General features: G+C 37.1%; 14 protein-coding genes. 13 read left to right on the top strand and 1 reads right to left on the bottom strand.

What is annotated here, in order from left to right:
- Window positions 1–12 precede the first annotated feature (12 nt).
- The 10 genes from MHH45_RS13040 (at window position 13) to MHH45_RS12995 (ending at window position 12,287) form a co-directional block, all read left to right on the top strand.
- Window positions 13–1,632 (top strand): MDR family MFS transporter, encoded by a 1,620-nt coding sequence (locus MHH45_RS13040; protein WP_016113114.1) that lies wholly within the window; start codon window positions 13–15, stop codon window positions 1,630–1,632.
- Window positions 1,633–1,774: 142 nt separating this feature from the next.
- The gene (locus MHH45_RS13035; protein ID WP_016113115.1) at window positions 1,775–2,746 is read left to right on the top strand and encodes a LacI family DNA-binding transcriptional regulator; all 972 of its coding nucleotides are present in this window, start codon (window positions 1,775–1,777) and stop codon (window positions 2,744–2,746) included.
- A 13-nt stretch (window positions 2,747–2,759) separates the two neighbouring features.
- Window positions 2,760–3,656, top strand: a complete 897-nt coding sequence (gene rbsK, locus MHH45_RS13030; protein ID WP_016113116.1) for a ribokinase — start codon at window positions 2,760–2,762, stop codon at window positions 3,654–3,656.
- Entirely contained in the window at window positions 3,653–4,048 is a 396-nt protein-coding gene (gene rbsD, locus MHH45_RS13025) for a D-ribose pyranase (protein ID WP_016113117.1), read from the top strand. The genes rbsK and rbsD overlap by 4 nt, the downstream gene beginning before the upstream one ends.
- Window positions 4,049–4,066: 18 nt before the next feature.
- The gene (locus MHH45_RS13020; protein WP_016113118.1) at window positions 4,067–5,551 is read left to right on the top strand and encodes a sugar ABC transporter ATP-binding protein; all 1,485 of its coding nucleotides are present in this window, start codon (window positions 4,067–4,069) and stop codon (window positions 5,549–5,551) included.
- Between the two features lie 3 nt (window positions 5,552–5,554).
- On the top strand, window positions 5,555–6,490 hold the full coding sequence (locus MHH45_RS13015) for an ABC transporter permease subunit (RefSeq protein WP_016113119.1): 936 nt from the start codon (window positions 5,555–5,557) through the stop codon (window positions 6,488–6,490).
- A gap of 14 nt (window positions 6,491–6,504) precedes the next feature.
- Complete coding sequence (gene rbsB, locus MHH45_RS13010) at window positions 6,505–7,428, top strand: ribose ABC transporter substrate-binding protein RbsB (protein ID WP_016113120.1); 924 nt, start codon at window positions 6,505–6,507, stop codon at window positions 7,426–7,428.
- A 35-nt stretch (window positions 7,429–7,463) separates the two neighbouring features.
- Window positions 7,464–8,111, top strand: a complete 648-nt coding sequence (fsa, locus tag MHH45_RS13005; protein WP_016113121.1) for a fructose-6-phosphate aldolase — start codon at window positions 7,464–7,466, stop codon at window positions 8,109–8,111.
- A gap of 428 nt (window positions 8,112–8,539) precedes the next feature.
- Window positions 8,540–10,939: an immune inhibitor A gene (locus MHH45_RS13000; protein ID WP_088094307.1), complete on the top strand. Its 2,400-nt coding sequence runs from the start codon at window positions 8,540–8,542 to the stop codon at window positions 10,937–10,939.
- A gap of 508 nt (window positions 10,940–11,447) precedes the next feature.
- Window positions 11,448–12,287 (top strand): N-acetylmuramoyl-L-alanine amidase, encoded by an 840-nt coding sequence (locus MHH45_RS12995; RefSeq protein ID WP_088094308.1) that lies wholly within the window; start codon window positions 11,448–11,450, stop codon window positions 12,285–12,287.
- Window positions 12,288–12,321: 34 nt separating this feature from the next.
- Here the strand turns inward: MHH45_RS12995 and MHH45_RS12990 are convergent, their stop codons facing one another.
- Window positions 12,322–13,476: an MFS transporter gene (locus tag MHH45_RS12990; RefSeq protein WP_016113124.1), complete on the bottom strand. Its 1,155-nt coding sequence runs from the start codon at window positions 13,474–13,476 to the stop codon at window positions 12,322–12,324.
- A 226-nt stretch (window positions 13,477–13,702) separates the two neighbouring features.
- Here MHH45_RS12990 and bdhA point away from each other — a divergent pair, with 226 nt between their 5' ends.
- The 3 genes from bdhA (at window position 13,703) to cerA (ending at window position 16,323) form a co-directional block, all read left to right on the top strand.
- Window positions 13,703–14,755: a (R,R)-butanediol dehydrogenase gene (gene bdhA, locus MHH45_RS12985; protein ID WP_016113125.1), complete on the top strand. Its 1,053-nt coding sequence runs from the start codon at window positions 13,703–13,705 to the stop codon at window positions 14,753–14,755.
- A 149-nt stretch (window positions 14,756–14,904) separates the two neighbouring features.
- Entirely contained in the window at window positions 14,905–15,219 is a 315-nt protein-coding gene (locus MHH45_RS12980; protein WP_016113126.1) for a potassium channel family protein, read from the top strand.
- A gap of 252 nt (window positions 15,220–15,471) precedes the next feature.
- Entirely contained in the window at window positions 15,472–16,323 is an 852-nt protein-coding gene (gene cerA, locus MHH45_RS12975; RefSeq protein ID WP_016131186.1) for a phospholipase CerA, read from the top strand.
- Window positions 16,324–16,362 lie beyond the last annotated feature (39 nt).

Genomic DNA, 16,362 nt, shown 5'->3' with positions numbered 1-16,362 from the left:
TGAGGAGATTACATGGAACAACAAGAAAATCAGAATAGAAAGCTGTTGTTAATCGGTTTAGTAATCGCGATGTTATTTGCTGCATTAGACGGAACAATTGTCGGTACAGCAATGCCTCGTATTGTTGGAGAACTAGGCGGATTAAGCTTAATGACATGGTTAACAACAGCATATATGCTAACCTCAACGACAGTTGTACCAATTGCAGGTAAGTTAGCGGATTTATTAGGACGTCGTAACGTATATATTACAGGGTTAATCATTTTTATGGTTGGTTCAGCACTTTGCGGTATGGCGAACGGTATGACTGAGTTAATTATTTTCCGTGGTATTCAAGGTCTTGGTGGCGGTATTATGATGCCAATGGCGATGATTATTATCGGGGATATGTTTACAGGTAAAGAACGTGCGAAATGGCAAGGGATCTTTGGAGCGTTATATGGTCTTGCTTCCGTAATTGGACCGCAAGTGGGCGGTTGGATTGTGGATGCTGTCAACTGGAGATGGGTATTCTATATCAACTTACCAGTCGGTATTTTGGCGACAATCTTTATTGCAATGGGATTAAAAGGACATAAACAAACAGGTCCAATTAAAATTGATCTTGCTGGTATTTTCACGATGATTCTCGGTGTTGTGAGTTTATTACTTGCATTAACGTTTGGCGGGAAAGACTATGCTTGGGATTCTTGGCAAATCATTGGATTATTTGCACTTGCTATCATTGGTATAGTAAGCTTCATCATTGTTGAAACAAAGGCGGAAGAACCAATTTTACCAATGCATTTCTTTAAAAACCGTACATTTACATTATTAAATGCAATCGGCTTTTTTATGAGTATTGGAATGTTTGGGGCAATTATGTTCGTACCATTCTTTATGCAAGGAATTGTTGGGGTAAGTGCGGCTGAATCTGGAACAATTATGACACCAATGATGATTACGATGATTGTGATGAGTATTATTGGTGGTCAGCTTGTATTAAAGGTTGGTGTGAAACCACAAATTATTACAGGTATGCTCATTATGGCCGGTGGATTTTGGCTACTAACGACAATGGATATGCATACAAGTAAGCTTCTCGCAACTTCTTATATGATGGTTATCGGTTTAGGAATGGGTCTTGTTATGCCAACTTTAACATTAGCATTGCAAGAAAGCTTCCCGAAAAAAGACCTTGGCGTTGTTACATCATCTAGTCAATTCTTCCGTCAAATCGGTGGTACATTTGGGATTACGATTTTAGGTTCTATTATGAATAATACTTCAGGTACAACATTAACAAACAAATTAGTACCTGTATTGGATACGTTCCCACAAGAAGCGGGACAAATGGTAACGAAGTTTAAAGATATGATTCATACGGACCCACAAGGTTTATATTCTATGCTCTTTAGTCCAGAAGCATTAAAACAAATGCCAGAAGCATTCTCTAACAGCATCGTACCAATTTTGAAAAATTCTTTAGTGGATTCACTTCATACTGTATTCTTAACAGGATTAGTGTTTATTGTAGTAGGTGCTGTATTTACGATTTTCTTACAGAAGATTAAACTGTCTGATCGTAAAAAAGGTGCAGAAGAGCCTGCTGTAGCAGAAGAGGAAAAGGATACAAACGTATCGTACTCATAATAAAAAAGCATCGCTATATAGCGATGCTTTTTTATTATGAGTATAACATGTAAGCTTTTTTAGTTAGAAATGATTGACGTATTTTTGTAAATGAGTTATATTATTTTCTGTAAACGGTTACATGAAATGGAGAGGGAAGAGAATGAGTACGATTAAAGATGTTGCGAAATTAGCGGGAGTATCTGTTGCGACCGTTTCCAGGGTGTTAAATAAGAACGGATATGTTCACGAAGATACATTAAAAAAAGTGGAACGAGCAATTGAACTGTTGGATTATAAGCCTAGTACAGTAGCACGTTCTTTATATAATAAAAAATCTCGCTTAATTGGTTTGGTTGTTCCAAATATCGTGAATCCATTCTTTCCAGAAGTTGCACGTGCCGTAGAGGATGTAGCACATAAGCAAGGATACACAGTTGTACTTTGTAATTCTGATGAAAGTTTAGAGAAAGAGAAACAATATATTGATGTGCTCAGACAAAATAATGTTGATGGGTTTATTGTGGCTACGAACCCACAAAATAGTATGAATTACATGAACTTGTCTGTGCCAGTTGTGGCAATTGACCGCATGTTTAATGAACGTATTCCGACGGTATATGCAGATAACTATGCGGGAAGTCAAGAAGCAACAAAGTTACTGTTAGAAAAAGGGTGTCAACATATTGCGCATATTCGTGGACCGCGCGATGTGAGTACAGCAAATGAGCGTTTTGAAGGTTTTATAGATGTTATTACGCAATATGGGCTTTCTTATATGATTGCAGAAAGTACGTTTGATCCAGCAGATAGCGAACGTGTGGCAATGGAATTGTTAGAAGAGTATCCGCATATCGATGGCATTGTAGCTGGAAATGATTTGATTGCCATTGGGGTAGTGAAAGCGGCATTACAAAAAGGAATTTCCATTCCAGATGATTTACAAATTATTGGATTTGATGGTATTTCTTTAACAGAAATGATGTATCCATCTCTTACAACAGTTGCACAACCTATTTATGAAATGGGACGAATTGCAACAGAATTATTGCTAGAGCAAATGGAAGGAAATCAATTAGAAACCGAACATTATCGTTTACCGATTGAAATTATAGAACGAAATACAACGAAGTAAGGAGATGAGATATATGCCAAACATTGCAGTAGTCGGCAGTATTTCAATGGATTTAGTCGCTGTTTCAAAAAAGCGACCAAAAGCAGGAGAAACAGTGATTGGAGAAGCGTTTCATACAGTGCCTGGAGGCAAAGGAGCAAACCAAGCTGTTGCCGCAGCTAGATTAGGTGCAAATGTGGCAATGGTAGGTGCTGTAGGAAATGATGATTATGGTAAGCTAGTTAGAAAAAATTTAGAGAATGAACGTATTTTTATCGACTGTGTGGTACCGGTTACAGATGGAACGACAGGAATTGCTCATATTGTTTTAGCGGAAGAAGACAACAGTATTGTCGTTGTACAAGGAGCAAATCGTCTTGTGAATGAACAAATTGTTGATCGTGCGAAAGATCTTCTTGTAAAAGCTGATATGGTTGTCCTTCAGCTTGAAATTCCGCTAGAAACAGTGGAATACGTTCTTGATATTTGTGAAGAACACAAAATTCCGGTTATGTTAAATCCAGCTCCGGCACAAGTATTGCCAGTAGATATTTTAGAAAAGGCGACGTATATTACACCGAATGAACATGAATGCCGCATTGTATTAGATGATTTTACGTCACCAATTGAAGAGTTACTTGCGAAATATCCAAATAAATTACTGATGACAGAAGGTGGGAAAGGTGTTCGTTTCCATAATGGTACAGAGATTGTTCATGTACCAAGTATTGATGTTGAAGTAGTGGATACAACAGGAGCAGGTGATACTTTTAACGGTGCATTAGCGGTTGCGCTTTCCGAAGGTGAGACATTACAAAAAGCAATCCGCTTTGCAAACATTGCCGGCGGTCTTTCTGTAACAAAGCTAGGGGCACAAGGTGGTATGCCAACAAGAGAAAAGGTAAGAGAAGTGCAGGTGATTGTTGGATGAAGAAGCATGGTGTATTAAATAGTGAAATTGCTGCGGTACTTGCTTCCCTTGGACATACGGATACAATTGTGATTGCTGATTGTGGTTTACCTATTCCAGATGGTGTAAAGCGAATTGATTTAGCGGTAGAACTTGGAAAACCATCGTTTCTAGAGGTATTACAAGTTGTGATAGACGACATGGCAGTTGAAAAACTAACATTAGCAGGAGAGATTACGATCAATAATGCAGAAGTAAACAGAGAAGTCGAAGCACGTTTAAAAGAAGCTGCTTTTGAATATGTATCACATGAACAGTTTAAAGAACGTACAAAACAAGCCAAGGTAGTTATTCGTACGGGAGAAGCAACGCCATATGCGAATGTTATTTTACATGCAGGCGTGATTTTTTAATAAAGGGATGTGATGAGAATGCGTATTGAAATGCAAAATATTTCAAAAGCGTTCAATGGTAATCCTGTTTTGAAAAACGCACAGTTTAGTATTGAAACAGGAGAAGTCCATGCACTGATGGGGGAAAATGGAGCGGGAAAATCAACGCTCATGAAAATTTTAACGGGTGTATATACGAAAGATAGTGGTCAAGTCACGATTGATGGGCAAGACCGGACATTTAAAAACGCAAAAGAAGCTGAGGAATACGGAATTGCTTTTATTCATCAAGAGCTGAACATATTACCGAACTTAACAGTTGCTGAAAATATGTTTCTTGGGAAAGAGTTGATGTACGGCAAAACAGGCATTTTACGTACACGGCAAATGAATGGGTTAGCGCAGCAACAATTAGCAAGTCTTGGGCTTCACGTAAAAGGGGCTATGCTTGCTGGGGAATTATCAGTTGGACAGCAGCAAATTATTGAAATTGGTAAGGCCTTAATGACAAATGCGAGCGTTATTATTATGGACGAGCCGACAGCAGCCTTAACGGACCGCGAAATTGAAACACTTTTTACGGTTATTAATAAATTACGTAAAGAAGGCGTATCGTTCGTCTACATTTCACATCGCATGGAAGAAATCTTTTCTATTTGTGATGCTATTACGATTTTACGTGATGGGGAATATGTTGGAACGAGGTTAATTCCAGAAACATCATTTGATGAAGTAGTGAGTATGATGGTTGGTCGCAGCATCGGTGAGCGCTATCCGGAGCGCGATGCGAAGATCGGTGAAGTTATTTTTGAAATGCGTAACGGAACGAAAAAAGGAAAGTTTAAAAATATTTCGTTTCAAGTGAGAAAAGGTGAAATTCTCGGTGTCGCTGGATTAATGGGAGCTGGCCGTACTGATATTATGAAGGCGATATTTGGACATGAACCGTTAGATTCGGGCCAAATATTTATGAATGGGCAAGAAGTGAAAATTGATAGCCCAATTGATGCAATACGGCAACGAATTGCCTTTATTACAGAAGATCGAAAATCAGAAGGGCTTGTCTTAGATTTTTCTATTCGTGAAAATTTAGCATTGCCAAATCTAGAGAGTCTCTCAAAAGGTAGTGTGATGGATAAAGGAGTAGAAGCACAGTTCACAGAGGATATGATGAAGCTTCTCAATGTAAAAGCGGCAAATGGTGAACAAGCCGTCAAATCACTTTCTGGTGGAAATCAACAAAAGATTGTTATTGCAAAATGGCTAGGAATCCATCCGCAGCTGTTAATTTTAGATGAACCAACACGGGGTGTTGATGTTGGAGCAAAAAAAGAAATTTACTCTATTATGAACAAGCTTACAAAGCAGGGGGATGCAGTTATTATGGTTTCATCCGAACTTCCAGAAGTTTTAGGAATGAGCGATCGTGTCCTTGTTATTCATGAAGGAAAAGTAGGCGGTATTTTAGAGAAAGATAAAGCAACACAGGAGTCCATTATGGCATTAGCTACAGGGGGAGAGTAAGTTATGGCTAAAAAGGGGAATATATTGCAGCAGCTAGGTTCTTTAATTGGATTGGTACTGATTATTGTAGTTATTACAGCATTAAATCCAGCATTTATTGAAATACCAAATTTATTTAATATTTTACGCCAAGTATCTATTAATGCACTCATTGCATTTGGAATGACCTTCGTTATTTTAACTGGGGGTATTGACTTATCGGTAGGTTCTATCTTAGCATTATCAAGTGCACTTGTTGCTGGAATGATGGCAAGTGGTGTGGATCCGTTCCTTGCAATGGCGGTTGGATTATTGGCTGGTCTTGTAATGGGAATTATAAACGGTGTCATCATTGCGAAGGGAAAAGTGGCACCATTTATTGCGACATTAGCAACAATGACCATTTTTCGTGGGCTGACGCTTGTTTATATGGACGGACGTCCGATCACTGGCCTTGGTGATCACTTAATGTTTCAAATGTTCGGTCGTGGTTACTTCCTTGGTATTCCTGTACCGGCTGTAACGATGATGATGGCTTTTGCTGCATTGTACTTTATTTTAAAGAAAACGACGTTTGGTCGTCGGACCTTTGCAATTGGTGGAAATGAAGAAGCAGCGGCATTATCAGGTATTAATGTAACAAGAATAAAAGTAATGATTTATGGTCTTTCCGGAATTTTGGCAGCGCTTGCAGGTATCGTGTTAACATCACGTTTAGATTCTGCCCAGCCAACTGCTGGTTCTGCTTATGAATTAGATGCAATTGCTGCAGTTGTATTAGGAGGAACAAGTCTTTCTGGTGGAAGAGGTTGGATTGTCGGCACATTCATTGGTGTACTGATTATCGGTGTACTAAATAACGGTCTAAATTTATTAGGCGTATCTTCTTTCTTCCAACAAGTTGTAAAAGGACTTGTGATCTTACTTGCTGTATTAATTGATCGTCGAAAAGAAGCATAATGGAGGGACAATTCATGAAAAAATGGTTACTTGTACTCGTTGCACTCATAGTGATAATCACTGCTGGTTGTTCAATGGAACCACCAGAATGGGCAAAGGATTCTAGCGATAAAGGTCGAAGTAAAACTATTAAAGTTGGATTTTCTGTCTCCACTTTAAACAATCCATTTTTCGTCACGTTGAAAAAAGGGGCAGAAAAGAAGGCGAAAGATAGTGGCATTGAGTTAATTGCTGTTGATGCACAAAATGATGCAGCGAAGCAAACGAATGATGTTGAAGACTTAATTCAAAAAGGCGTTGATGTAGTTGTCATTAACCCAACAGATTCAGATGCAGTTGCTTCAGCAGTAAGTGCAGCTAATGCAGCAAATATCCCTGTTATTACAGTAGACCGCGTTGCAAACTCAGGAAAAGTTGTTTCACACATTGCGTCAAATAATGTAGAAGGCGGAAGTATGGCCGGTGACTACATTCGTGAACTTGTTGGTGAAGGTGCAAATGTTGCTGAGTTAGAAGGGATTCCTGGATCATCCGCTGCTCGCGAGCGTGGGAAAGGATTCCATAAAGTTGCCGATAAGGGGCTAAAAGTTGTTGCGAAGCAAGCCGCAGACTTCGATCGTGCCAAAGGATTATCAGTTATGGAAAATATTTTACAAGCAAATAGCGATATAAAAGCAGTATTTGCTCATAACGATGAAATGGCATTAGGGGCACTTGAAGCATTAAAATCTGCTGGGAAAACAGATGTGGTTGTTGTTGGATTTGATGCCACAGATGATGCTGTGAAAGCGGTTAATGACGGACGTATGACAGCAACTGTTGCGCAAAAACCAGAATTAATCGGAGAGAAAGCGATGGAAACAGCAAGACAAGTGAACCAAGGTAAAAAAGTGGAAAAATTCATTCCGATTGAATTAGAGCTTATTAAGAAAAAATAAAATATAAACTTACATTTAGGAAGGAAGAAAAACAAATGAAATTTTTTATTGATACAGCAAACATTGATGAAATTAAAGAGGCAAATGATTTAGGCGTATTAGCAGGTGTAACAACAAATCCATCACTTGTAGCAAAAGAAGGCGTAGATTTCCATGAACGTATTCGTGAAATTTGCAGCGTTGTAGAAGGACCTGTAAGTGCAGAAGTAATTAGTTTAGAAGCAGATAAAATGATTGAAGAAGGAAAAGAATTAGCAAAAATTGCTCCAAACGTTGTTGTAAAAGTACCAATGACAAAAGAGGGCTTAAAAGCAGTAAAAGCATTCTCTGATTTAGGAATTCGTACAAACGTTACGTTAGTATTCTCTGCGGTACAAGCATTGCTTGCAGCACGTGCTGGCGCAACGTACGTATCTCCATTCTTAGGTCGTTTAGATGATATCGGTCATAATGGTTTGGACTTAATTCGCCAAATCGCTGATATCTTTGTAATTCATGACATTAAAACAGAAATTATTGCAGCATCTGTACGCCATAGCGTTCACGTAACAGACGCAGCGTTAAACGGTGCACACATCGCAACAATTCCGGCAAATGTAATTGGAGCATTAGTGAAACATCCGTTAACAGATCAAGGAATTGAGAAGTTCTTAGCTGATTGGGAGAAAACACAAGGGAAATAAAGTAAAACTTCCATCTGTGAAGGATTGGTCCCCGTTTATGAGGGGGAAACAAAAACTACCAAGGTTAGCATTACGCTAACCTTGGTGGTTTTTTTGTTTGTAAAATAATGAATAAAAGAATTTTCATGCAATTGTGCATATTGTCTTTTAAATTTTCTATCTAAGTTATTTAATATATAATAAATAACTCTTTTTTGTGAGTTTTTTCGACACGAGGTAAGTAGTCAACACAGGGTCTGACCAGAGAACTGGAGGGCATGATTCTATAAGGGGATAATCACTATTCCATGATTATAGAACTATGTCTTTTTTATGTATATAGAAGGGGGGATAGATCTATATTATAGAACTTATATATATTGTGCATTTCATATTATTAATTATCTGAATTTTAAGTCTTGTTACAATTAATAAGGGAGGAAATAGTAATGAAAAGAAAAAAACCGTTTAAAGTGTTTTCATCTTTGGCAATCACGACAATGCTTGGTTGCACATTTGTACTTGGTACATCATCAGCTTATGCGGAAACAACATCTCAGTCAAAAGGAAGTATTTCAACAACTCCAATTGATAACAATTTAATTCAAGAAGAACGTTTGGCTGAAGCTTTAAAAGAACGTGGAACGATTGATCGATCAGCATCAAAAGAAGAGACACAAAAGGCTGTAGAGAAATATATTGAAAAAAAGAAGGGTGATCAGCCAAATAAAGAAATTCTTCCGGGTGATCCTGTTAAAGAAGCATCTGATTTTGTAAAAAAAGTAAAAGAAAAAAAGATGGAAGAAAAGGAAAAAGTGAAGAAGTCTGTAGAAAATGCTAGTTCAGAGCAAACGCCTTCACAAAATAAAAAACAGTTAAATGGAAAAGTACCAACTTCTCCAGCAAAGCAGGCTCCATATAACGGAGCTGTTCGTACAGATAAAGTACTTGTACTACTTGTAGAGTTTAGTGATTATAAACATAATAATATTGAACAAAGCCCTGGTTATATGTATGCGAACGATTTTAGTAGAGAGCATTATCAAAAAATGTTATTCGGTAATGAACCATTCACGTTATTCGATGGTTCAAAAGTAAAAACATTTAAACAATATTATGAAGAGCAGTCTGGTGGTAGTTATACGACAGATGGTTATGTAACAGAATGGTTAACGGTTCCTGGGAAAGCGGCAGATTACGGAGCAGATGGTAAGACTGGCCATGATAATAAAGGACCTAAAGGGGCACGTGACCTTGTGGAAGAAGCCTTAAAAGCAGCAGCAGAGAAAGGATTAGATTTATCTCAATTTGACCAGTTTGATCGTTATGATACAAATGGTGATGGAAATCAAAATGAACCAGACGGCGTAATTGATCATTTAATGGTCATTCATGCTGGGGTTGGTCAAGAAGCTGGTGGCGGTAAATTAGGTGATGATGCAATCTGGTCACATCGTTCTAAATTAGCACAAGATCCAGTTGCAATTGAAGGGACAAAGTCAAAAGTTTCATATTGGGATGGAAAAGTTGCTGCACATGATTACACAATTGAGCCTGAGGATGGTGCAGTTGGCGTATTCGCTCATGAATTTGGTCATGATCTTGGTTTACCAGATGAATATGATACGAACTATACTGGAGCTGGATCACCTGTGGAAGCATGGTCATTAATGAGTGGTGGTAGCTGGACAGGAAGAATCGCAGGGACAGAACCAACAAGTTTTTCACCGCAAAATAAAGATTTCTTACAAAAAAATATGGGTGGAAACTGGGCGGAAATTGTAGAAGTAGATTACGATAAAATAAAACGTGGAGTAGGTTTCCCTACATATATTGATCAAAGTGTTACAAAATCCAATCGTCCAGGTCTTGTACGTGTAAATTTACCTGAGAAAAGTGTTGAAACAATTAAAACTGGATTTGGCAAGCATGCATACTACAGTACAAGAGGCGATGATATGCATACAACATTAGAAACACCATTGTTTGATTTAACGAAGGCAGCTAATGCGAAATTTGATTATAAAGCAAACTATGAACTTGAAGCAGAATGTGATTTTATTGAAGTGCATGCGGTGACAGAAGATGGAACAAAAACATTAATCGATAAACTAGGCGATAAAGTGGTAAAAGGTGACCAAGATACGACAGAAGGAAAATGGATTGATAAATCATATGATTTAAGTCAATTTAAAGGGAAGAAAGTGAAATTGCAATTTGATTATATTACAGATCCTGCTTTAACATATAAAGGATTTGCAATGGATAATGTGAATGTAACAGTCGATGGAAAAGTGGTATTTTCAGATGATGCAGAAGGACAAGCGAAAATGAAGTTAAATGGTTTTGTCGTTTCTGATGGAACAGAAAAGAAACCACATTATTATTATTTAGAGTGGAGAAACTATGCTGGCTCAGATGAAGGGTTAAAAGCAGGGAGAGGTCCAGTATATAATACTGGTCTTGTTGTTTGGTATGCAGATGATAGTTTTAAAGATAACTGGGTTGGCAGGCATCCTGGTGAAGGCTTCCTTGGTGTTGTTGATTCTCACCCAGAAGCAGTTGTTGGAAATTTAAATGGAAAACCAGTATACGGTAATACAGGGTTGCAAATTGCAGATGCTGCATTTTCACTTGATCAAACACCGGCGTGGAACGTAAATTCATTTACACGTGGACAATTTAATTACCCAGGCTTACCAGGTGTTGCAACATTTGATGATTCTAAAGTATACAGTAACACTCAAATTCCTGATGCGGGACGAAAAGTACCGCAATTAGGGCTGAAATTCCAAGTTGTTGGGCAAGCAGATGATAAGTCGGCAGGAGCTATTTGGATTCGTCGTTAATAGATTAGTAATAAAATAAAAAAGTACGTTCTTCGTAGAAAGAACGTACTTTTTTATTTATACATTAAGCTATTATTTTATTTTGTGTAATACATTGTTTACCTATATACAGTCTATCAAATGGTGTAGGGAAAAGAAATATTTCCAGGGAAATTGTCGAAGTATAGTCGATATTTATACCGCATTAACGGGCAGTAAGACTCCCACCTCAAAGTTCAGAGAGAAACAAAGAAGGGAGTTTTGGGGATCAACTGCCCATAAAAGCCCGATTGATGAGGGCTGATTAAGGTTTTACTAATTTTTAATCTTAAAAAATAATTATCTATAAAAAACAAAATTATATATTGATTTTGTTTCTTATTTTGAGTGAAATTCAAAAGGATTATTTAGAATAGTGATAGTTTAGTAGTTTAATTGAAAACCTTTTTTAGGAAGGGAATGTAGAGTCTAATAGACTTGGAGTGTAGGAGATATTTGTAAATTTATATATAAAGGGAGAGTACAGTAATTGACAGCATTGAAAAAATTATCAGCTTTTGTGAAAAGTAGTATTGTTTTATTATGTGTAGCATGTATGTATTTTGCTATACCAACTGCACATGCAAGTGCGGAGACAGTTAAGATTTATCTTGATCCAGGTCATGGTGGAACGGATACAGGAGCGATTGGAAATGGTTTACGAGAAAAAGACTTAACATTAGATATTGCAACACGTATTCGTAACATTTTAAATGCAGAATATACAGGGCATGAAATTAGAATGAGTCGTACGAGTGATGTATATCCTACGCTAACACAGCGAACAACTGATGCAAATAATTGGGGAGCAGACTTTTTCTTATCTGTACATATTAATAGTGGTGGTGGCACTGGTTATGAAGATTATAGTTATCCAAATGCAGGAGCACCAACTACGACTTACCAAAAGGTAATTCATCAAGAAATTATGAAAACAACTAACCTTGCTGATAGAGGAGTTAAAACGAATAATTTCCATGTGTTAAGAGAAACGAATATGCCAGCAGTATTAACTGAAAATGGGTTTATTGATCGAGCAGAAGATGCCCAAAAATTAGGTAATGCAACATTTAGAGAGCAACTTGCAAGAGGGCATGTAAATGGTTTAGTAAAGGCATTTGGATTACAGAGAAAAACATCCTTAATTCGTGTAAAAGTAGAAGAATTATATTATTATAATCAACCTGATTGGAATGCAAAGGCTGGTACTGTGAAAAAAGGTGATGTATTCACTGTTGTGGAAACGTTAACTGTAAATGGTTCAAAAATGTACAAGCTAAAATCAGGAAACTATATAACTGCTAATCCTTTATATGTTGAGGATTTATAGTAAATAGTTGATTAAAAAAAGGGACAATGATGAGTTAATTCATCATTGTCTCTTTTATTTTTCCCCTGAAATAAATCATTCCAGCAAATGTGAGTAAGAATGCAGTTCCAATTACAAAGCTTACGCTCGGTGATGCACCGATTGCCCCCACTGTAAAAGAGCCTGCGACGACGCCTAATGAGAAGAATGCGTAAAATAATCCGAATGCCTTCCCTCGTTTATCTTCAGTTGTATTTTCAACGAGTAAAGCATTAATAGATGGGAAGAGGATGGCGAATCCAATTCCGTAAATCATCATCACAACAAAGAGCATACTTTTTGTTGTAAATATGCCAAGTAATGATAAGGCAAGTGCCATGACCGCAATACCGATCAGCATCATTTTTGAACGGTCAAAGCGATCGTAAATACGATTTGTTGGTAGTAAGAAGAAAAGGATGGCAGTGATTCCAAATACACTTAGCATCATGCCTGTTGTAGATGCTTTGAGTGCTAGTGCTTCTACTTTTACCGGTAACATATATGTGACGATTCCTTGTGAAAACATTAATGTAAAAGCACCAATATATGCTTGTAATAATGGTTCGGATTTTAGTAATCCTACCATATCTTCTTTGTTCATCATTTGCGTCCGTGATGTATCTTTTCTAGTCACATTGGTTGGTAACAAGACAAGGGCTACGATAGTACCGAGTACCATTAAGATAGAAATCGTAACAAAGACCCACTCTACACCTGCGGTTGCTTTCATAATTCCACTGAAGGCAGGACCAACGATAGCCGCTGTTCCGACAGCAGCACCAGATAGTGCCATTGCTTTTCCTTGTTTTGTAGATTTCGTTTGTTTAGATAGGAAAGTAAAGGCTGCAGGGATTAAGAAACCATCACTAAATCCGTGTAAAAAGCGAACGATAAGTAATTGTTCCCCGCTTTGAACAACGGTATACAATAATACTATGAAACTCGTAATTCCCATACTCATATAGAGTACTTTCTTTGCTCCAAATTTATCAACAGATGCACCTGCGATAATATTGCCGATCATATTGGAAAACGAGTACATCCCTACAACAAGACCAATAATAAGAGGAGTTCCCCCAAGACTTTGCGCGTAAGTACTCATAATAGGTAATTGTGAAAATGTATCTAAAAACGCTACGATAACAATAAAATAAATGAAATATTTCAAGCGATGTTCACCTCTCCTATGCTATTATGGCATAATGCGAATTTCACCTGCAATGAAATTGAATTAACAGATGTGGAAAAAAGTACAAAGTGACAAAAAAATGAACTTTTTTTGTTAAAATTTAGTGGAATTCAGATTGGGGTTTTGAAAAATATGGATAGAAGTACTATAATAGATTGGTAAACTTCACCAGGTTAAGTATATATACAAGAGAGGGATGCATAAAATGAAAGCATTACTTTGGCATAATCAACGTGATGTAAGAGTAGAAGAAGTTCCAGAACCAACTGTACGACCAGGAGCAGTGAAGATCAAAGTTAAATGGTGTGGTATTTGTGGAACAGATTTACATGAATATTTAGCAGGACCTATTTTTATTCCAACAGAAGAACATCCACTAACACATGTGAAAGCACCTGTTATTTTAGGTCATGAGTTTAGTGGTGAAGTTGTTGAAATCGGTGAAGGCGTTACGAATCATAAAATAGGGGACCGCGTTGTTGTAGAACCTATTTATTCTTGTGGTAAATGTGAAGCTTGTAAACATGGTCATTATAACGTTTGTGAACAACTTGTTTTCCACGGTCTTGGTGGAGATGGCGGTGGCTTCTCTGAATATACTGTAGTACCAGCAGATATGGTTCACCATATCCCAGATGAAATGACTTATGAACAAGGTGCACTTGTAGAACCAGCAGCAGTTGCAGTTCATGCAGTGCGTCAAAGTAAATTAAAAGAAGGCGAAGCTGTAGCTGTATTTGGATGTGGACCGATCGGACTTCTTGTTATCCAAGCTGCTAAAGCCGCAGGTGCAACACCTGTTATCGCAGTTGAACTTTCTAAAGAACGTCAAGAGTTAGCAAAATTGGCAGGAGCTGATTACGTATTAAATCCAGCAACACAAGATGTGCTAGCTGAAATCCGTAACTTAACAAATGGTTTAGGTGTAAATGTTAGCTTCGAAGTAACAGGAGTTGAAGTTGTACTTCGTCAAGCAATTGAAAGCACAAGATTTGAAGGACAAACAGTAATTGTCAGCGTATGGGAAAAAGACGCGACAATTACTCCGAACAACTTAGTATTAAAAGAAAAAGAACTTGTTGGTATTCTTGGATACCGTCACATCTTCCCATCTGTTATTAAATTAATTAGCTCTGGTCAAATTCAAGCAGAGAAATTAATTACGAAAAAAATTACAGTGGATCAAGTTGTAGAAGAAGGATTTGAAGCGCTTGTAAAAGATAAAAAACAAGTGAAAATTCTTGTTTCACCTAAATAATATATAATATAGAAGAAAGTAGTCTTTTTCTAGAAATAGAAGAAGGCTACTTTTTTTGTGGATAGAAAGGTGATAGACTTTCCTTTGACTAAATTGTTTAAGTAGGAAGGGAGAGTTATAAGGTTTCATTTTTACTAACTTTGAAACGAATGCTAAAAGCCTGCTCAAGAGCGTGGAAAGATAAAGAATTTCAAGTGTTATTTGTATTAACGATTATAACGTTACTATCAGGGACTATTTTTTACAGTACGGTAGAAGGATTACGTACAATTGATGCATTATATTTTAGCGTTGTTACATTAACGACAGTTGGCTATGGAGATTTTAGCCCGCAAACAGATTTCGGGAAAATCTTTACTATATTTTATATTTTCATTGGAATTGGTTTAGTGTTTGGGTTTATTCATAAACTAGCAGTAAATGTTCAATTATCAAGTATATTATCAGGGCGAAAGAAAAAATAGAAGCAATCAGGATATGCACCTGGTTGCTTCTATTTTTTACAATATTTTAGCTGTTTCTTTGCAGGAAATTAATATTCGTTTACTATAATGCAAATGAAACATATTATCCATAGAATTATAATGATGTGAATATTCGCATCATTTATTTTCTCAATAGAAATTAGTAGAAAGGTGGGATATTCTAATCGTAGGTTAACCATAGGATTTGAATTACATATTCCAAGTAAATTAAATATAAACGGAGGTTTTCATATGAAAAAGAAAGTATTAGCATTAGCAGCAGCTATTACATTAGTAGCACCATTGCAAAGTGTAGCATTTGCCCATGAAAATGAGGGCGGAGATAAGGTAAGAGCAATTCAATATTGGTCTGCTGAAGATAAACATGCAGAAGGTGTAAACTCCCATTTATGGATTGTCAATCGTGCAATTGATATTATGTCTCGTAATACAACGGTTGTAAAACAAGATCAAGTTGCATTATTAAATGAATGGCGTACAGAGTTAGAGAATGGTATTTATGCTGCTGATTATGAAAACCCTTACTATGATAATAGTACATTTGCTTCTCATTTCTATAATCCCGATACAGGGAAGACGTATATTCCTTTTGCTAAGCAGGCAAAAGAAACCGGAGCTAAATACTTTAAACTTGCTGGTGAAGCTTATCAAAAGCAAGATATGAAACAAGCATTCTTCTATTTAGGATTATCGCTTCATTACTTAGGAGATGTAAATCAACCGATGCATGCAGCAAACTTTACAAATCTTTCTTATCCACAAGGTTTCCACTCCAAATATGAAAATTTTGTAGATACACTAAAAAATAATTATAAAGTGACTGATGGAAATGGATATTGGAATTGGAAAGGAATAAATCCTGAAGACTGGATTCATGGAGCGGCTGTAGCTGCTAAGCAAGATTATGCTGGTATTGTAAATGGCACTACAAAAGATTGGTTCGTAAGAGCGGCAGTTTCACAAGAATATGCAGATAAATGGCGTGCAGAAGTTACACCAGCAACAGGAAAACGTTTAGTAGAAGCGCAGCGTGTCACAGCGGGATATATTCAGCTTTGGTTTGATACGTATGTAAATCGCTAGAACGCTTGGTTACTTCTTAGTTAAAAAACATATACGTAT

Source organism: Bacillus sp. FSL K6-0042 (genome assembly GCF_038006685.1).
Taxonomy (GTDB): domain Bacteria; phylum Bacillota; class Bacilli; order Bacillales; family Bacillaceae_G; genus Bacillus_A; species Bacillus_A pseudomycoides.
The sequence above is the reverse complement of the archived record's forward strand: the minus strand, read 5'-3'. Positions and strand labels throughout refer to the sequence as shown.